This window comes from Streptomyces sp. NPDC020996 (assembly GCF_040641355.1).
Taxonomy (GTDB): Bacteria; Actinomycetota; Actinomycetes; order Streptomycetales; family Streptomycetaceae; genus Streptomyces.
In genome coordinates this window covers 1-17,348 of record NZ_JBFADM010000083.1, presented here as the reverse complement: position 1 = coordinate 17,348, position 17,348 = coordinate 1, and the positions used below count along the sequence as shown (strand labels likewise).

General features: G+C 72.6%; 17 protein-coding genes. 10 read left to right on the top strand and 7 right to left on the bottom strand.

The window, feature by feature from the left end; translation table 11 throughout:
• Positions 1–204: 204 nt before the first annotated feature.
• From AB0G63_RS35405 to AB0G63_RS35395, 3 genes are all read left to right on the top strand, one after another.
• Positions 205–1,623, top strand: coding sequence for an FAD-dependent monooxygenase (locus tag AB0G63_RS35405; RefSeq protein ID WP_360758904.1), 1,419 nt, complete (start codon positions 205–207; stop codon positions 1,621–1,623).
• A 61-nt stretch (positions 1,624–1,684) separates the two neighbouring features.
• Positions 1,685–4,426: an AAA family ATPase gene (locus tag AB0G63_RS35400; protein ID WP_360758902.1), complete on the top strand. Its 2,742-nt coding sequence runs from the start codon at positions 1,685–1,687 to the stop codon at positions 4,424–4,426.
• A gap of 170 nt (positions 4,427–4,596) precedes the next feature.
• Positions 4,597–5,355 (top strand): alpha/beta fold hydrolase, encoded by a 759-nt coding sequence (locus AB0G63_RS35395; RefSeq protein WP_360758900.1) that lies wholly within the window; start codon positions 4,597–4,599, stop codon positions 5,353–5,355.
• A gap of 58 nt (positions 5,356–5,413) precedes the next feature.
• On the opposite strand, the gene ccrA is transcribed toward AB0G63_RS35395, so the two are convergent.
• The gene (gene ccrA, locus AB0G63_RS35390; RefSeq protein WP_360758898.1) at positions 5,414–6,775 is read right to left on the bottom strand and encodes a crotonyl-CoA carboxylase/reductase; all 1,362 of its coding nucleotides are present in this window, start codon (positions 6,773–6,775) and stop codon (positions 5,414–5,416) included.
• A gap of 210 nt (positions 6,776–6,985) precedes the next feature.
• On the opposite strand from ccrA, the gene AB0G63_RS35385 reads away from it, so the two are divergent.
• The gene (locus AB0G63_RS35385; protein ID WP_360758896.1) at positions 6,986–7,822 is read left to right on the top strand and encodes a class I SAM-dependent methyltransferase; all 837 of its coding nucleotides are present in this window, start codon (positions 6,986–6,988) and stop codon (positions 7,820–7,822) included.
• A gap of 14 nt (positions 7,823–7,836) precedes the next feature.
• Here the strand turns inward: AB0G63_RS35385 and AB0G63_RS35380 are convergent, their stop codons facing one another.
• The 3 genes from AB0G63_RS35380 to AB0G63_RS35370 all read right to left on the bottom strand — a co-directional run bounded on the left by AB0G63_RS35380 (position 7,837) and on the right by AB0G63_RS35370 (position 9,753).
• On the bottom strand, positions 7,837–8,274 hold the full coding sequence (locus AB0G63_RS35380) for a VOC family protein (protein WP_360758894.1): 438 nt from the start codon (positions 8,272–8,274) through the stop codon (positions 7,837–7,839).
• A gap of 32 nt (positions 8,275–8,306) precedes the next feature.
• The gene (locus AB0G63_RS35375) at positions 8,307–8,741 is read right to left on the bottom strand and encodes an AraC family transcriptional regulator (RefSeq protein WP_360758892.1); all 435 of its coding nucleotides are present in this window, start codon (positions 8,739–8,741) and stop codon (positions 8,307–8,309) included.
• Between the two features lie 85 nt (positions 8,742–8,826).
• Positions 8,827–9,753, bottom strand: a complete 927-nt coding sequence (locus AB0G63_RS35370; protein ID WP_360758929.1) for a LysR family transcriptional regulator — start codon at positions 9,751–9,753, stop codon at positions 8,827–8,829.
• A 103-nt stretch (positions 9,754–9,856) separates the two neighbouring features.
• On the opposite strand from AB0G63_RS35370, the gene AB0G63_RS35365 reads away from it, so the two are divergent.
• Positions 9,857–10,774, top strand: coding sequence for an EamA family transporter (locus AB0G63_RS35365; protein ID WP_360758890.1), 918 nt, complete (start codon positions 9,857–9,859; stop codon positions 10,772–10,774).
• A gap of 18 nt (positions 10,775–10,792) precedes the next feature.
• On the opposite strand, the gene AB0G63_RS35360 is transcribed toward AB0G63_RS35365, so the two are convergent.
• The gene (locus tag AB0G63_RS35360; RefSeq protein WP_360758888.1) at positions 10,793–11,665 is read right to left on the bottom strand and encodes a helix-turn-helix transcriptional regulator; all 873 of its coding nucleotides are present in this window, start codon (positions 11,663–11,665) and stop codon (positions 10,793–10,795) included.
• A 253-nt stretch (positions 11,666–11,918) separates the two neighbouring features.
• Here AB0G63_RS35360 and AB0G63_RS35355 point away from each other — a divergent pair, with 253 nt between their 5' ends.
• The 4 genes from AB0G63_RS35355 (at position 11,919) to AB0G63_RS35340 (ending at position 14,981) form a co-directional block, all read left to right on the top strand.
• Positions 11,919–12,935 carry a zinc-dependent alcohol dehydrogenase family protein gene (locus tag AB0G63_RS35355; protein ID WP_360758886.1) on the top strand — a complete coding sequence of 339 codons (1,017 nt, stop codon included), beginning with the start codon at positions 11,919–11,921 and terminating at the stop codon, positions 12,933–12,935.
• Between the two features lie 60 nt (positions 12,936–12,995).
• Positions 12,996–13,661: an SDR family NAD(P)-dependent oxidoreductase gene (locus tag AB0G63_RS35350; protein WP_360758884.1), complete on the top strand. Its 666-nt coding sequence runs from the start codon at positions 12,996–12,998 to the stop codon at positions 13,659–13,661.
• 67 nt (positions 13,662–13,728) lie between these two features.
• Entirely contained in the window at positions 13,729–14,496 is a 768-nt protein-coding gene (locus tag AB0G63_RS35345) for a glucose 1-dehydrogenase (protein WP_360758882.1), read from the top strand.
• A gap of 50 nt (positions 14,497–14,546) precedes the next feature.
• Positions 14,547–14,981, top strand: coding sequence for a cupin domain-containing protein (locus AB0G63_RS35340; RefSeq protein ID WP_360758880.1), 435 nt, complete (start codon positions 14,547–14,549; stop codon positions 14,979–14,981).
• Between the two features lie 65 nt (positions 14,982–15,046).
• Here AB0G63_RS35340 and AB0G63_RS35335 read toward each other — a convergent pair whose 3' ends face one another.
• Positions 15,047–15,574 (bottom strand): DinB family protein, encoded by a 528-nt coding sequence (locus AB0G63_RS35335; protein ID WP_360758878.1) that lies wholly within the window; start codon positions 15,572–15,574, stop codon positions 15,047–15,049.
• Between the two features lie 156 nt (positions 15,575–15,730).
• Here AB0G63_RS35335 and AB0G63_RS35330 point away from each other — a divergent pair, with 156 nt between their 5' ends.
• Entirely contained in the window at positions 15,731–16,381 is a 651-nt protein-coding gene (locus AB0G63_RS35330) for a class I SAM-dependent methyltransferase (RefSeq protein WP_360758876.1), read from the top strand.
• 101 nt (positions 16,382–16,482) lie between these two features.
• Here AB0G63_RS35330 and AB0G63_RS35325 read toward each other — a convergent pair whose 3' ends face one another.
• Entirely contained in the window at positions 16,483–16,995 is a 513-nt protein-coding gene (locus AB0G63_RS35325) for an N-acetyltransferase (RefSeq protein ID WP_360758874.1), read from the bottom strand.
• Positions 16,996–17,348: the final 353 nt, after the last annotated feature.

Here is a 17,348-nt window from a genome sequence, read left to right as displayed (position 1 = left end):
ACGTCTTCCATCGTGACGACGCACCGGCCCGCCCGCGACAGCCGACCGAGCTGATACGGATTCGATAGGGGTTGTTAGGGGTTCAGGCGCATTGGCGGCGACTGCTAATTTCGCTGAAATCACGGCTGCCGAAAACGGCGGTTCGAAATCATCCCGGTATTCGCGCAAGGCGTCCGACGGATCCGACGGAAAGGTCACGCACTCATGACCGCTCGAACCCGCGCCGTGGTGATCGGCGGAGGTCTGTCCGGAATGCTGACGGCGTCCGTCCTGGTCCGGCACGTGGACCGCGTCACGGTCCTGGAACGGGACGTCTACCCGGCCGGCCCCGACCTGCGCAGAGGCGTTCCGCAGGCCCGCCACGCCCATCTGCTGTGGTCCGGCGGCGCCCGCGCGATCGAGACCGTCCTGCCCGGCACGCTCAAGGCGCTCCTGGACGCCGGCGCGCACCGCCTGTACCTGCCGCGCGACATCGTCTGGTACACGCCCTACGGCTGGCAGCACCGCTTCCCCGGCAGCCAGTTCATGATCACGGCGAGTCGGCCGCTGCTCGACTTCGTCGTGCGGGAACGCGCCCTGGCCGACCCCCGCGTCGAGGTGCTGCAGGACACCGACGCCCTCGGCCTGCTCGGCACCGCCGACCGCGTCACCGGAGTGCGGCTGCGCGCCGCCGACGGCACCGGGCAGACCCTCGACGCCGACATCGTCGTCGACGCCTGCGGCCGCGCCTCGCAACTGCGCCGCTGGCTGCCCGAACTCGGCCTGCCCGAGGTCGAGGAGGACATCGTCGACTCCGGCATCAAGTACGCCACCCGCATCTACGCCGCGCCCGAGGGCGCCGCGGACCGCTTCCCGATGGTCAACGTCGCCGCCGACCCCGGGCTCGGCGAGCCCGGCCGCAACGGCGCACTCGTCCCCATCGAGAACGGCCGCTGGCTGGTCACCCTGGCCGGCACCCGCGGCGGCGAACCCACCACCGACGACGACGCGTTCACCGACTTCGCGCGCGGCCTGCGCCACCCCGTCATCGCCGACCTGCTGCGGCGCGCCGAACCCCTCGGCCCCGTCCTCGGCTCCCGCTCCACCGTCAACCGGCGCCTGTACTACGAGCGTCTGGAACCCTGGCCCAAGGGCCTGCTCGTCCTCGGCGACGCCGTCGCCGGCTTCAACCCCGTCTACGGCCACGGCATGAGCTGCGGCGCGCTCAGCGCCCGCGCCCTCGGTACCGTCCTCGCCCGGGGCGGCCTCACCGACGACACCGCGGACCGTACCCGGCACGCCGTCGCCAAGGTCGTCGACGACCCGTGGGTCCTCGCCACCACCCAGGACATCTGCTACCCGGGCACCCGCAACCAGGCCGCCGACCCGCGCATCGCCCCGCGTCAGGAGCAGGACCGGCAGTTCGCCGACCTGCTGGGCGCCGCCGCGCTGTACGACCCGGTGGTGAACGCCGCCGCCATGCAGGTCACCGCGCTCGCCGCACCCGTCGTGACCCTCGAGTCGCCGCACCTGGTCGCCGCCCTGCGCAAGGCCGGCGACCACAGCCCGCTCGGCTCCCCGCCGTTCACCGACGCCGAACTCGCCGCCCTCGGCGGGAACACCGCCGAACTCGACGTCGCCTGAGCCGCCCCAGGGGCGCCTCGGTCACACTCCAGTCTCGCTCAACCGTTCCCCTCCAGGATGCGTGTGCCACGGGGAACGCGAGACGGAGAGGCCCAACACGATGCTCCTGTGCCGGGAAACCGCATGCACACAGCTGGACCGAGCCCTCGAAGCATGCATCGGCGGAACGTCGGGGGTCGTCCTGCTGGAAGGCGCCGCGGGATGCGGCAAGACGGAACTGCTGCTGCAGTTCGCCGAGACGGCCACCGGGTACGGCGCCACCGTGCTGCGCGCCGCCGCGCCCGGTGACGCCGACGCCGGCGCACCGCACGCCACGGTGCACCGGCTGCTGGCCGAACTGACCGGCACCGACGGCCCACCGCCGACCGCCACGCCCACCGCCCACGAGTTCACCGCGGCCCTGCGCCGCGCCGCCGCCCACGCACCGGTCGTGGTCTGCGTCGACGACCTGCACCGCATCGACGGCGCCTCGCTGGCGTACCTGCTGCACGCCGCGCACGCGGTGCGCGGCGCCGCCGTCCTGCTGGTCCTCGCCTGCGCCCCGCTGCCGCACGCGGACAGCCCGCTGGCCCGCACCGAGCTGCTCCGCCACCCGCACTTCCTGCGGATCGGCGTGGAACGCCTCGACGAACAGGGCAGCGCCGCCCTCCTGGCCCGGTACACCGCACAGCCCGCAGAACCGGCCACCGCCGCCCTGCTGCACCGCATCAGCGGCGGCAACCCGCTGCTGCTGCGCGCCCTGCTCACCGAACTGCCGCTGCCGGCGGACGGCCGCGGACCCACGTCCGACGGGCCGTTCGCCGACGCCGTCCTGACCTGCCTGGAACGCGCCGGTGACGACGTACGCCGCCTGGCCACCGCCCTGGCCGTCCTCGGCGCCGCCGACGACAACGCCCCCCGGCCGGCCGCCGACCTCGCCGGCACCACGCCGAGCGCCGCCCTGCGCGCCGCCCTCGCCCTGGAGGACGCCGGCCTGACCGAGAACGGCCGGCTGCGCCACCCCGCCGTCGCCGCCGCCGTCCTCGACCGCGTCCCCGCCCCCGAACGCGCCGCCCTGCACGGCCGCGCCGCCCGCACCCTGCACGAGCACGGCGCCCCCGCCGACACCGTCGCCCGCCACCTGCTCACCGCCGGAGCCCCCGCGGCCGCCGCGGCCCTGCGCGGCGCGGACGCGGTCAAGGCGCTGCGCGAGGCCGCCCTGCAGGCCCTGATCGCCGACGGCGACCTCGACCACGCCGCGGCCTGTCTGGAACTCGCCGTGCGCCTGAGCCCCGACGCGCAGGCCGGCTGGGAGATGTCCCTGCGCCTGGCCGCCGTGACCTGGCCGAGCAGCCCCGGCGCCGCCGAACACCAGCTCGACGAGCCGCTGGCCGCCCTGCGCCGCGGCGATCTCGCCCCCGGCCACGCCGGACGCCTCGCCCGTCTGCTGGTCGCCCAGGGCCGCATCGAGGACGCCGCCCAGGCACTGGAGCGCACCGCACCGCGCACCGCCCGCGCCGACCCGCTGCGCGAACTGTTCGCCCTGCCGCCCCAGACCGCCCCCGCCCCCGCCCCTGCCGAGCAGGGCGAACGGCACCCCCAGGCAGGCTCGGCCGAGCTGCGCAACTCCGCCGCCCTGTGGACCCACCCCGGCAGCGACAACGACGACCGGGCCGCCGAGCAGCTCCTGAAGGGCACCCCGCTCGCCCACGCCAACTTCGACCCGATCGTCCAGGCCGTGCGCACCCTCGTGCACACCGACCGCCCCGACCGGGCCGTCGTGTGGTGCACCCGCATCCAGGCCCAGCTCGCCGACGGCCGCACCCCCGGCTGGCAGGCCGTCTTCGGACTGCTGCACGCCGAGGCCCTGCTGCGCACGGGCGACCTGGCCGGCTCCGAACGCGAGGCGCGGGCCGCCCTCGATGCGGTCGCAGGCCGCGGCGGGGTGTTCCTGTTCGGGCCGCTCGCGGCACTCGTCGCCGCGCAGACGGCGGCCGGCCGCATCGACGCCGCCGCACGGCTGCTGCAGATGCCCGTGCCCGAAGAGCTGTTTGCCTCCGTCTACGCCCTCACCTATCTGCGCGCCCGCGGCCAGTACTACCTCGCCACCCACCGCAGCCGCGCCGCCCTCGACGAGTTCCTCGACGCCGGACGCCTCGCCCAGCGGTGGGGCCTGGACCGCCCCCGCCAGCTGCCCTGGCGCACCGACGCCGCCGAAGCCCTGCTGCAACTCGGCGAACACCGCCAGGCCGAACGGTTCGTCGTCGAGCAGCTCGCCACCCCGGACGCCCGCAGTCCCCGCGTGCGCGGCCTGTCCCTGCGGCTGCGCGCCGCCACCGCCGAGCCCCACCAGCGCCCGAAGCTGCTCACCCGCGCCGTCGACGAACTCCGCCGCTGCGGCGACCGCCTGGAACTCGTCCGCGCCCTCGCCGACCTGGGCCGTGCCCTGCAACTCCTCGGCGAGGGCAACCGGGCCGCCATGATCTCCCGCCGCGCCCGCTACCTGGCCACCGAGTGCGGAGCGCTCCGCCTGGCCGAGCAGATCATGCCCGGCCCGGCCACCCAGGACCACGGCACCCCGCCGGCCGAGCCCGGCGCCGCCACGACCCCGGACGCGGAGCAGCTGAGCGAGTCCGAGCGCCGCGTGGCCGCACTCGCCGCCTACGGCTACACCAACCGGGAGATCTCCGCGAAGCTCTTCATCACCGTCAGCACCGTCGAGCAGCACCTGACCCGCGTCTACCGCAAGCTGAACATCTCCCGCCGGCAGGACCTGCCCATGGACCTGCAGTTGGAGAACCTGGAGAGCCTGTCCTCCGCCTGAGCGCGACAGGCTGGGCACGACAGGCTGGGCACGACAGGCTGGGCACGACAGGGGTGCGGCGCACCCGGTCAGGGGTGGGAAGGGGAAACGCGGGCCGCCTAGCGTGGTCGGCGACGAGACACCGTCAGGACACCGTGGACGAGGAAACCGAATCCGGTCGGGGGAGCACTGTGGTCGACAACCCGTGGGACGTCAGAAGCCCGGACGCCCCGGTGCGCCTGTTCTGCCTGCCCTGGGCGGGCGGCAGCGCCGTCACCTACCAGCGCACCTGGCCCCGCGCCCTGGCGCCCGACGTCGACGTCCACGCCGTGGAACTCCCCGGCCGCGGCATCGCCTCCGACGTCCCTCCGGTCCGCCGCCTGGAAGAGCTGCTCGACTTCCTCCTGCCCCGGATCGCCCCCTCGATCGACCGTCCCTACGCCGTCTTCGGGCACAGCATGGGCGCCGCCCTGGGCCTGGAGGTCGTCCGCCGCCTGACGGCCGCGGGGCTCCCGGAACCGGTGCGCGTGTTCGTCTCCGGCAGTGCCGTCCCCGGCCGCGCCCCGCGTGCCGCCCGCCCCCTGCACGAACTGCCCGAGAACGAGTTCCGCGCCTGGCTGCGCGACACGGGCGGCACTCCCGCCGAGGTCTTCCGCAACCCCGAGCTCCTCGACCACCTCTCACCGCTGCTGCGCGCCGACTTCGAGCTGTGCCACGTCTACCGCCCCACCCCGGGAGCCCCGCTCGGCTGCCCCCTCACGGCCATCGGCGGCGACGCCGACCCGTACGTGAGCGTCGACGCGCTCGCCGGGTGGGCGGAACTGACCACCGGTCCCTTCGACCGTCTCGTCCTCGGCGGCGGCCACTTCGCCTTCCAGGACCACCTGGACCGCGTCCACACCTACATCGCCACCGCGCTGCGGCACACGGTGCGCGACCTGGCCCGCTGAGGCGGAGCGCCCGTTTTGCCGCCCCCGCCTGCGGGGGCGGCGCCGTTTCCGGCCACGGTCAGGCGGGACGCTCCACGCGGAAGCGGTTGATGGCGTCGATGTGCTTGGCGCGCATCTCCTCGTCGCGCACGCCCAGGCCCTCCTCGGGAGCCAGGCACAGCACGCCGACCTTGCCCTGGTGGAGGTTGCGGTGCACGTCGTGGGCCGCCTGCCCGGTGTCCTCCAGGGAGTAGACCTTGGAGAGCGTCGGATGGATCCTGCCCTTGGCGATGAGCCGGTTGGCCTCCCACGCCTCGCGGTAGTTCGCGAAGTGCGAGCCGATGATCCGCTTCAGCGACATCCACAGGTAGCGGTTGTCGTACTCGTGCAGGTAGCCGGAGGTCGAGGCGCAGGTCACGACGGTGCCGCCCTTGCGGGTGACGTAGACGGAGGCGCCGAAGGTCTCGCGGCCGGGGTGCTCGAAGACGATGTCGACGTCCTCGCCGCCGGTCAGCTCGCGGATGCGCCTGCCGAAGCGCTTCCACTCCTTCGGGTCCTGGGTGTGCTCGTCCTTCCAGAACCCGTAGCCCTCGGCGTTCCGGTCGATGATCAGCTCCGCGCCCATCGAGCGGCAGATCTCCGCCTTCTGCGGCGAGGAGACGACGCACACGGGCGTCGCCCCGCCGGCCAGCGCCAACTGCGTGGCGTACGACCCCAGTCCGCCGCTCGCCCCCCAGATCAGCACGTTGTCGCCCTGCTTCATCCGGGCGCCGTTGCGGGAGACGAGCTGGCGGTAGGCGGTGGAGTTGACCAGGCCGGGCGCGGCGGCCTCCTCCCAGGTCAGATGCCCCGGCTTGGGCATCAGCTGGTTGGACTTCACCAGGGCGATCTCCGCGAGGCCGCCGAAGTTGGTCTCGAAGCCCCAGATGCGCTGCTCCGGGTCGAGCATCGTGTCGTCGTGCCCCTCGGAGGACTCCAGCTCGACCGACAGGCAGTGCGCGACGACCTCGTCACCGGGCTTCCACCGGTTGACGCCCGGCCCGGTCCGCAGCACCACGCCGGCGAGATCGGAGCCCAGCACGTGATACGGCAGGTCGTGCCGCCGGGCGAGCGAGGAGAGCCGGCCGTACCGCTCCAGGAACCCGAACGTCGGCAGCGGCTCGAAGATCGACGACCACACCGTGTTGTAGTTCACCGACGACGCCATCACCGCCACCAGCGCCTCACCCGGCCCCAGCTCGGGCACCGGAACGTCCTCCACGTGCAGCGACTTGCGGCAGTCGCGCTCCGCGGGCGGAATGCCGTCGAACATCTCCGTCTCGTCCTTGTGCACCGTGACCGCACGGTACGACTCGGGCAGAGGCAGCTCGGCGAAGCCGACGGCGGACGCTCCGTCGTCCGACGCGTTCGACGCGTTGATCGCCTCGAGGATTTCCTTCACAGTGGCCTCCGGCTGGTCGGGCGTGACATCCACAGATACGCACGCCGCCCGCCGAAATCCCGCCCCGGAGCACCGGTCAAGGGGTGTCGGCCCCGCGTTTAGGGGGCACCGCCGCGTTCGGACCAGGGCGTCGGGTCGTACACCCGTTCTCTGGCCGAAAACGGCCTTGCCGCAACCGCCGGAACCCGACTCGCCACTATCCTCGCCCCCGTGATCAAGGTTCAGCTCACCGGCGCCGAGGAGACCCTCCTCGCCACCCTGTACGGCCGCGCCCTGGATGCCCGAAGCGAGCACCCCATCCTGGGAGACACCCTCGCCGACGACACCGTGCGGCGCATCGACTACGACTTCTCCCAACTGCACCTGACCCCGGGCGATGCCGCGGGCGTCGCCCTGCGGGCCCACCAACTGGATGCCTGGACACGGCAGTTCATCACCGACAATCCGGACGCCGTGGTCCTCCACCTGGGCTGCGGCCTCGACACGCGCGTCCACCGCCTCGCCCCGCCCCCCACCGTCGAGTGGTGGGACGTCGACCAGGCCGACGTCATCGACCTGCGCACCCGCCTCTACCCGGCCCGACCCGGCTACCACACCGTCGGCGCCTCGGTCACCGACCCGGCCTGGCTGACCGCCGTCCCGTCCGGCCGTCCCACGATGGTGGTCGCCGAGGGACTGCTGATGTACCTCACCGAGCAGGACGGCAAGCACCTCATCACCCGCCTGCTCGACCACTTCCGGGCAGGCGGCCGCCTCGCCTTCGACGCCTACAGCCCCCTGGGCATCCGCCTGCAGGGCCTCAACCGGGCCGTGCGGGCCTCCGGCGCCACCCTCCACTGGGGCATCACCAGCGCCGCCGAACTGGCCGACTTCGACCCCCGGCTGCGGGTCCTGGACGAGGTGAAGGCCTTCGACATCCCCGGCCGTGACCAGCTGCCCGCCCCCTACCGGGCGGCCACCACGGCTCTGGCACACGTCCCCGGCGTCAACCGCATGGCCCAGCTGCACCTGCTGGCCTTCACCCCGCACCAACCCGCCCCGGCCTGACCACCGCTCCCGATTCAGTGCCGTCCCGGATCGAACTCCAGCACCTGGGTGAGCCGGATGTTGTTGCCCGACGGGTCCCGGAACGAGGTGTCGATCCCGTACGGCTGCACCGTCGGCGGGTCGTTGAACTCGACACCACGGGAGGACAGTTCGTCATAGGCGGCCTTGCAGTCGTCGGTCTCCAGGAAGAGTGTGCCGCCCGCGCCCTTGGCCACCAGATCCGACAACCGGGCACTGCTCGCCGCGTCCGGCATCGGCTGCTCCGGCACCGGCATCAGCACCAGCGCCGGGCCGTCCTCGCCGGGCGGAGCGACGCACAGCCACCGGAAGCCCCACGCCTCCATCGTCACGTCGGCCCGGACCTCCCAGCCGACTTTCCGGGTGTAGAAGTCGAGCGCCTCGTCCTGGTCGTGCACCCAGAACTGCGCGTTGGCGATCCTGATCCTGGTCATTGCCGCTCCCCGGTACGTCGTTGCGCCCGACGCTAGGCAGCCGGCACTCCGGTGTCTTCTCGAAACGTGCGGTTCCGCGGCCGCCCGCAAGCCATCGCCACACAGCGGGGGATGCGCACATGCCGTGCGGCGGGCGGGTGCGCCGTACGGTACGCCCGCGGGGTCATCCCGTACATCCTGCGGAAACTCGTCGTGAACGAACCGATGCTCTGCACACCGACGGCGACGCCGACCGCGGCCACCGTCCAGTCGGTCGCGAGCAGCAGGGCGGCGGCCCGCTCCAGCCGGCGCGTCAGCAGGTACTGGTGCGGTGATTCCCCGAACGCGGCCTTGAAGCAGCGGCTGAAGTGGGCCGGGGACAGCGCGGCGGCCGCGGCCATGTCCGCCACGGTGAGCGCTTCGGAGTAACGGGCGTCCGCGAGGTCCCGGGCACGGAGCAGATGACGCGCGATCGGAACAGTGCCCACGGGCTCATTATGCGGTCCCGCGGTCCTCCCGCGCGTCGGGGCCACCGAGGGCGGGCTCGCACCAGCCGGGACGCGGCAACTGTGCTCAGACCGGCGTGTCGCGTCGCCGGTCCTCGAGCCGGAGCCAGTGCTCCCGCAGGGCGCGGGCGGTCTCGGCGATCGCGGGGCGCTGGGCCGCTCCGGTGCGCCACAGCGCGTACAGCCGCCGTACCGGCGTCGGATCCAGGGCGACCTCCACCACCCCGGCGGGCAGCGGGCCGCGCCCCAGGCGCGGCATGAGGCAGATGCCCAGACCGGCTGCGACGAGCGCCACCATGGTCGGGTTCTCCTCCGCCTGGTGCACGATCTCCGGCTCGTGCCCGGCCGTCCGCAGGGTCCGCACCAGCCATTCGTGGCACACCCGGCCCGGCGGCTGGCACACCCACCGCTCACCGCCGAGGTCCTCGCGCCGCACCGAATCCCGCCCCGCGAACGGATGCCCCTGCGGCACCAGCAGCGTGCACCGGTCCTCCCCGATCAGCACCTGCTCCACCCCCGGCGGCAGCGGCAGCGGCGCGATGTCCCAGTCATGAACCACGCTCATGTCGACCGCGCCCTTGGCGACCATGCCGACGGACAGATGCGGGTCGACCTCGCTGAGCCGTGCGTCCATCGCCGGATGCCGGACAGCCAGGTCGGCGAGGACCCCGGGCAGCAGCCCGCGCGCCGCCGAGGCGAAGGCGGCGATGGTGAGCCGCCCGGCCGGTGTCCCCCGCCGCTCCTCCAGCTCGCTCTCCGCCCGCTCCACGAGGGCCAGCAACTCCTCTGCGACGGCGACGAGCTGATACGCCTCGGGGGTCAGCCGGACGCCGCGCCCCGCACGCTCCAGCAGCACGGCCCTGGTCTCCCGCTCCAGCTTGGCGATCTGCTGGGACACCGCGGACGGCGTGAAGCCCAGGGCGGAGGCGGCGGCGCCGACGCTGCCGTGCACGGACACCGCGTGGAGGGCGCGCAGGCGCTGGAGGTCGAGCATGAACGTCTCCGTCACGAGGGGAGCAACCGATTAGCGTCGCTTCATCCAACCATGCAGCAATCATCGCTGGTGCTTCATGGTCGGCGGGTGTGATCCTCAGCCCATGCGTCCTGCACACCTCGCCCTCGCCGTCCTCGTCGCCGCCGTCTGGGGCGTCAACTTCACCGTCATCGAGATCGGCCTCGACCACTTCCCGCCGCTGCTGTTCTCCGCCCTGCGCTTCCTCGCGGCCGCGGTTCCCGCGGTGTTCCTGGTGGGCCGCCCCAAGGTCGCGTGGAAGTGGATCCTGGGGGTCGGGCTGGTCCTGGGCGTGGCCAAGTTCGGGCTGCTGTTCGTGGCGATGGACACCGGGATGCCGGCCGGTCTGTCTTCCCTGGTCCTCCAGATACAGGCGGTCTTCACGGCCCTGATCGCCTTCGCCGCCCTGGGGGAACGACCCTCGCGGCTGGGTGCGCTGGGCATGGTCGTGGCGCTGGCCGGGATCGCCGTCGCGGCAGCGGACGAGGGCGCGTCCGGCCCGCTCGGGGCGTTCGCCCTGTGTGTCGCGGCCGCTGCCTGCTGGGGCGCCTCCAACGTCCTGACCCGCAAGGCGGCCCCGCCGGACGCGCTGAACTTCATGGTCTGGGTGAGCACGGTCCCGGTACTGCCGCTGCTGGCCCTGTCCCTTCTGACGGAGGGCCCGTCGCGCGACCTGGCGGCGCTGCGCACCCTTGACTGGCAGGGCGCGGGCACCGTCCTCTACGTCGCCTGGATCACGACCGTCTTCGGCTTCGGCGCCTGGGGCTGGCTGCTGCGCCGCCACCCGGCGTCCACGGTGGCCCCCTTCTCTCTCCTCGTCCCGGTCTTCGGGATGTCGGCGGCGGCCCTCTTCCTGGGCGAACCGGTGAGCGGGCTGCGCTGGTGCGCGGCGGCCCTGCTGGTCGGCGGTGTGGCCCTGACCTCGCTCGCACCCCGGCGCCCGGCACCCGTGACCCGCCCCGCGGACACCTCGGCGGTGCAGGAGGCCGTCGGCCGATCATGAGGGGCGGAGCCTCCGGCGTCAGCCAGATGCCTGCGTCTCCCGAGTGGCGGCCCAGGAGGCGAGGAGGCGCAGACCCTCTTCGGACGGAGAACCGGGTTCCGCGGTGTAGATCGTCAGGGTGAGGCCGGGTTCGGCGGCCATTTCCAGGCCTTCGTAGGCGAGGGTGAGGTCGCCGACGGTGTGGTGGTGGAAGCGCTTGGTGCCGGTGCCGTGATGACGGACGTCGTGGGCGCCCCAGCGGGTGCGGAATTCGTCGCTGCGGGTGGACAGCTCGCCGACGAGGTCGTGCAGGTCCTTGTCGTAGGGGTTGCGGCCGGCTTCGGTGCGCAGGATGGCGACGGCGATGTCGGCGGCCTGTTCCCAGTCGGGGTAGAGGCGGCGGGAGGCGGGGTCGAGGAAGTTGAACCGGGCGAGGTTCGCCTGGTTGCCGGCCGTGGCGTAGACGTCGCAGTAGAAGGCGCGGGCGAGCTGGTTTGCGGCGAGCAGGTCCATCCGGCCGTTGCGGACGAAGGCCGGGCCGGCGGTGATGGCGTCCAGCGTCCACTGGAGGCTGCGGTGCGGCGTCCACTGCCGAGTGCTCCGGCGCCGGGGCCGGGCGAGGGCGTCCGAGCCGTCGGCGGTCTGCGCCAGACGGAGCAGGTGGGCGCGTTCCGCGTCGTCGAGCCGGAGGGCGCGGGCCACGGCTTCGAGGACGGCCGGGGAGACACCGGAGAGATTGCCGCGCTCCAGCTTGGCGTAGTACTCCACGCTCATGTCGGCGAGTGCGGCGACCTCGCTTCTGCGCAGGCCGGGGACGCGCCGGCGGCTGCCGGCAGGCAGCCCGGCCCGCTCGGGGCTGATCCTGGCTCGCCGTGAGGTGAGGAACTCGCGGATCTCTGCTCGGTTGTCCACGCCTTCGACGGTACGTCCCGGACGTCGCCGGAGGGATGTACTGCCGGTACACCCTTCGGCGGTGACTCGTTACGCATGCGAAGCGGCGGTTACCTGGTGGAGGTGGCGCTTCCGCTCCGGCCGTGACGTCGGCCGGTGGAGGCCCGCGTCCGGTCCCTGGGCGGCGGCTCGCCGTCGGTGACCGGTCAGTCCCGCACTCGGCGCCTGCCGGCACACCCGGTACCGCACGCCTCGGCACGCAAAGGAACCCCTCATGCGCGGAGCAGTGATCCACGCCCCCCGTGACATCCGCTTCGAAACCCTGGACGACCCGAAGATCCTGCACCCGACCGACGCGATCATCCGTACGGCCGTCACCTGCGTGTGCGGTTCGGACCTGTGGGCCTACCGCGGCCTGGAGCCGGTCGGCGACCCGCACCCGATGGGCCACGAATACGTCGGCATCGTCGAGGAAGTCGGCAGCGAGGTCACCCACGTCAAGCCGGGCCAGTTCGTCGTCGGCTCGTTCGCCACCTCCGACAACACCTGCGCCAACTGCCGCAACGGCTACCAGTCGAACTGCCTGCACCGGGAGTTCATGTCCACCTGCCAGGCCGACCACGTCCGCATCCCCAACGCCCAGGGCACCCTGGTCGCCACGGACGAGGTCCCCGGCGAGGAGTTCTGGCCCGGTCTGCTGGCCGTCTCCGACGTCATGGGCACCGGCTGGTGGGCCGCGGAGGCAGCAGAGGTCAAGCCCGGCTCCACCGCCGTGGTCGTCGGCGACGGCGCGGTCGGTCTGTGCGCGGTGATCGCCGCGAAGGAGAAGGGCGCCGAGCGGATCATCGTCATGTCCCGTCACGCCTCCCGCCAGCAGTTGGCCCGGGAATTCGGCGCCACCGACATCGTCTCCGAGCGCGGCGAGGAAGGCATCGCCCGGATCAAGGACCTCACCGGCGGGATCGGCGCCGACAGCGTGCTGGAGTGCGTCGGCACCGAGCAGTCCATGCAGCAGGCCCTGCGCTCCACCCGCCCCGGCGGCAACGTCGGCTTCGTCGGCGTCCCCCACGACGTCGCCGTCGACGGCCAGGAACTGTTCTTCTCCCACGTCGGCCTGCGCGGCGGCCCCGCCCCCGTACGCCGCTACCTGCCCGACCTCATCGACCGCGTCCTGACCGGCCGGATCCACCCCGGCATGGTCTTCGACCTCACCCTGCCCCTCGACCAGGTCGCCGAAGGCTACAAGGCCATGGACGAACGCCGCGCCATCAAGACCCTCCTCAAGCCCTGAACCGTTCGGCACCGAGAACCTGGCCTGCCCCCGGTTCACCCCTTCTCAGGAGTCCTCACCGTGACCGCTTACGCCCTCGTCGGCGCCGGCCCCGGCCTGGGCCTGGCCTGCGCCCGCCGCTTCGGTGCCGCCGGGCACGGCGTCGCCCTGCTGTCCCGCAGCGGCGAGCACCTCGACAGCCTCGTCGCCGCCCTGGACGGCGACGGCGTCCGGGCCCGCGGCTACACCGCCGACGCGCTGGACGCCGTCTCGCTCACCACAGCGCTCAGGAAGGCCGCCGAGGAGCTGGGGCCCGTGGAGATTCTGCAGTACAGCCCCGCGCCGCGGTCCGACTTCATGAAGCCGGTCCTCGACACCCGCGCGTCCGACCTCGACGATCCGCTGGCCTTCTCCGTCAAGGGCCCCGTCGCCTGCGTCGGCGCCGTCCTGCCCGGCATGCGTGCACTCGGCCGCGGCACGCTGCTGTTCGTCAACGGCGGCAGCGCGGCGCGCCCGAACCCCGAGCGGGCCGGCACCTCGATCGCGTTCGCCGCGGAGAGCGCGTACGCGGCGATGCTCCACGACGCGCTCGCCGGGGAGAACGTCCACGCCGCCCAGCTGATCGTGCCCGGCGCGATCCGTCCGGACGCCGAGCACTCCAGCCCCGCGGGCCTGGCCGAACGCCTGTACGCCCTAAACACCGAGCGGGACGGTTTACGGCACTACACCGAGCCCGTGCCCGAATGATGCGGACGCCGACACCGGCCGGCCGACCGGGACGGGCCGGATCACCGGACCTTCGAAAGAGACCCCAATGAACCCCACCTACGACTTCGCCGGCCAGGTCGCCTTCGTCACCGGTGCCGGCTCCGGCATGGGCCTGGCCGCCGCTCGCGCCTTCGCCGCCTCCGGCGCGGCCGTCGCTCTCGCCGACGTCGACGAAGCCGCCGTGAACGAGGCCGCGCGGCGGCTCACCGACGAGGGCCGGCAAGCCCTGGCCCTGGTCTGTGACGTCAGCGACGAGGAGCAGGTCGCCGCCGCGATCGACCGCACGGTGGACACCTTCGGACGCCTCGACATGGCCTACAACAACGCCGGCGTCCAGATTCCGCCCACCGACGCCGCCGACGAGAGCGTCGAGCAGTTCGACCGGGTCCACGCCGTCAACCTGCGCGGCATCTGGGCCTGCATGAAGCATGAACTGCGGCACATGCGCGCCCAGGGCAGCGGCGCCATCGTCAACTGCTCCTCCCTCGGCGGCCTGGTCGGCATCCCCGGCCGCGCCTCCTACCACTCCTCCAAGCACGGCGTCATCGGCCTGACCACCAGCGCCGCGCTCGAATACGCCCCGCGCGGCATCCGCATCAACGCCATCTGCCCCGGCACCATCGACACCCCCATGGTCAGCGACATGATCGCCAAGGGGGAACTCGACCGGGCCGAGGCCGAAGCGAACCAGCCCATCGGCCGGCTCGGAACGGCCGAGGAGATGGCCGATGCCGTTCTGTGGCTGTGCAGTCCCGGCGCCGCCTTCGTCGTCGGCGTCGCCCTGCCCGTCGACGGCGGCTACACCGCCCGGTGACCCCGGCCCGCCGCGCGTCCCCCGCTCACACCCCGGAAGGAAGAACCGCAGTGGAACACATCACCGAGACACCCACCGCCAAGGGCCCGGCCGAACGCTTCACCGGTGACGTCTACCTCAACATGATCGAAACCCCTACCGACCCCGCGAACCTCGCCGCGGCACTGGTCCGCTTCACCCCCGGCGCCCGCACCAACTGGCACTCCCACGCCAACGGGCAGACCCTCTACATCACCGATGGCGTGGGACTGGTCGGCACCCGCGACGGCAACGTCGTCCGCGTCTCGGCCGGCCAGATCGTCAAGTGCCCGGCAGGCGAGGAGCACTGGCACGGCGCCACCGACACCACCCTCATGGCGCACATCGCCATGGTCGTCGGCGTCGTCGGCGGCGACGGCACCACCTGGCTCGAACCCGTCACCGACACGCAGTACGACCACGCGCTGACCGCCCAGAGGAAGGCGCCCCCGAGCCGCGCGACGTGAGGATCAGCGACTGGCACTGAGCGCCCGGCCGGGCTGACGGGTCCTGCCGGCCGCGCAAGCACGTCTTACGAGCCGGTCACTCCGTCGATCCGCTCCCGGATGAGGTCGGCATGACCGTTGTGACGTGCGTACTCCTCGATCATGTGCACCATGATCCAGCGCAGGGAGACTCCCTGATCGCCGACCAAACCCGCTTCGTGTTCGGACAGGTGGCCGGAATCGTCCAGCGAAGCTTCAGCGATCAGCTCACGGCCCTGAGCGACCTCCGCCTGCCACGCCCTCATCACCTCGTCGAACCCTCGTTCCGGCTGGACGTCGAAGCCGTGCAGGTCGCCTTCCCCGAAGACCCGAGGCACGTCCTGACCCGCGAATACGCGCTTGAACCAGTTGCGTTCCACTTCAGCCATGTGCTGAACGAGACCGAGCAGCGTCATCGGGGAAGGCGACACGGCGGCAAGCCGTAACTGATCGTCTTCGAGGCCCGAACACTTCAGGGCGAGAGTCGCACGGTGAAAGTCGAGCCATGCTTCCAGCATGGCGCGCTCGTCGGCATGCGCGGGTGGGACCGGCCGTCCATCTGGTGTCGTATGCATCATCAGACTCTCGCAGCAGCAGTCCGGGGCCCACGACCGCCTTCGCTGTCGACGAACAGGCGTCTCGTCCAACTCCCGGGCGGGCCGGTGACAACGTCCGTGTGTGATCAGGACGTTCTCCGACTGTCCCGGACCGCCCCGGCTACAGTCTCGCGCATGGTCGAACACGATGCCCTCAACGCCACCCGCGAGGCCTACGACGCGGTCGCCCCCGAGTACGCGCGGCTGTTCAGCGGCGAGTTGCGCAACCGGCCCCTGGACCGCGCGATCCTGGGCGCCTTCGCCGAGCTGGTCAGCGCGGGCGGCGACGCAGCCCAGGTCGCGGACCTGGGCTGCGGACCCGGCCATGTCACCGCACATCTGCGTGAGTCGGGGTTGGCCGCGTTCGGCGTCGACGCCTCTCCCGCGATGATCGAGTCGGCTCGGCACGCCTATCCGGACCTGCGGTTCGACGTCGGATCGATGACCGCCCTGGACATCGCCGACGGAGTGCTGGGCGGCGTCCTGTCACGCTGGTCCGTCATTCACACACCGCCGGCCGAACTCCCCGTCATCCTGGCGGAGTTCCACCGCGTGCTGGCACCCGGCGGCCACCTCCTGATCGGCTTCTCCGCCAGCGACGGCCCGTCTCACCCGACACAGGTCTTCGATCACACCGTCGCGCCGGCCTACCGGTGGTGGCCGGATCATCTCGCCGCGATGCTGCACGAGTTCGGGCTGGCCGAGGTGGCCCGGACGGTGCGCCGGCCTCAGCCCACCGACCGACGGCAGTTCCAGGAGGTCCACCTGCTCGCCCGCAAGGCATGAGACTTCTCCCGCAACTCGCTTCGCGAACCGGGACGGGCCCTCCTGACAGGAGAGCGGTGCTGCGCGGAGGCGTTGCGGTGCCTCCGCGCAGCGGTGAGGTATCAGATACCGAATGGTGCCGCGTAGCGGACGGTTCCGCCGGGCAGCGGGTGGGCGGCGTCAAGGGTGAGGGCCATCAGGGCCTCGTCCGGGACGTCGATGGTCACGCCGATGCCGTGCAGGGAGGCGCGGCTGAAGCCGAACCGCGGGTAGTAGGCCGGGTGTCCCAGGACGACCACGTGGTACTCGCCCATGTCCCCGGCCGCTGCCAGCGCGGCCAGGACGGCCGCGGAGCCGGCGCCGCTCTGCTGCCGCTCCGGCCGTACGGCGACCGGCCCCAGGCACAGAGCCGGGGTGCCGCCGATGTGGCAGCGGGTCAGAAGGGCGTGGCTGACCGGGTTGCCGTCGTCGTCCGCGGCGACGAGAGAAAGACCGTCGATCCACGCGGCCGGGTCGGCGCGCAGGGCGTCGACCAGATCGGCCTCCAGCGCGGTCGGAAAGGCGGCGAGGTCGATCTCGCGGATGGCGGGGATGTCGGCGCTGGTCTCGGCGCGCGTGATCCACGTGCTGCTCATGATCGGTGAAGTCCCGTTTCGGAGAGGTGTTCGTGTGGACGCCCCGCGAGCTCACGCTCCCGGCAGGGGCGGACGGGATGAGGTCAGGCCACGGCCCGGGACGTGAGGGAGACCCGGGCGCTGCGCACGGTGGCCCTGAGCGCGGTCATCGACCTCACCTCCCTGCTTCCGTCAGCGAACACGAACAGCGGGGAGTGTACGGGGGCTTCACCAATGGGCACAAGGGAGCATGAGCGGGCTGCCCGAACGGGCACGAGGAAGCGTGCACGGGAGCCGGCGCCGTCCGCCGCCGCGGTCCGAGCAGGCCGAGGCCCCGGGGCCCCGTACCCCCGGCCGAGGGCCCCCCGCCCCGG

Excerpts from the sequence above, each read along its gene's own strand:
- AB0G63_RS35405 (WP_360758904.1), top strand. The coding sequence starts at position 205 with ATGACCGCTCGAACCCGCGCCGTGGTGATCGGCGGAGGTCTGTCCGGA.
- AB0G63_RS35380 (WP_360758894.1), bottom strand. The coding sequence starts at position 8,274 with ATGACCAGGATCAGGATCGCCAACGCGCAGTTCTGGGTGCACGACCAG.
- AB0G63_RS35370 (WP_360758929.1), bottom strand. The coding sequence starts at position 9,753 with ATGCTCGACCTCCAGCGCCTGCGCGCCCTCCACGCGGTGTCCGTGCAC.
- AB0G63_RS35365 (WP_360758890.1), top strand. The coding sequence starts at position 9,857 with ATGCGTCCTGCACACCTCGCCCTCGCCGTCCTCGTCGCCGCCGTCTGG.
- AB0G63_RS35355 (WP_360758886.1), top strand. The coding sequence starts at position 11,919 with ATGCGCGGAGCAGTGATCCACGCCCCCCGTGACATCCGCTTCGAAACC.
- AB0G63_RS35345 (WP_360758882.1), top strand. The coding sequence starts at position 13,729 with ATGAACCCCACCTACGACTTCGCCGGCCAGGTCGCCTTCGTCACCGGT.
- AB0G63_RS35335 (WP_360758878.1), bottom strand. The coding sequence starts at position 15,574 with ATGCATACGACACCAGATGGACGGCCGGTCCCACCCGCGCATGCCGAC.
- AB0G63_RS35330 (WP_360758876.1), top strand. The coding sequence starts at position 15,731 with ATGGTCGAACACGATGCCCTCAACGCCACCCGCGAGGCCTACGACGCG.
- AB0G63_RS35325 (WP_360758874.1), bottom strand. The coding sequence starts at position 16,995 with ATGAGCAGCACGTGGATCACGCGCGCCGAGACCAGCGCCGACATCCCC.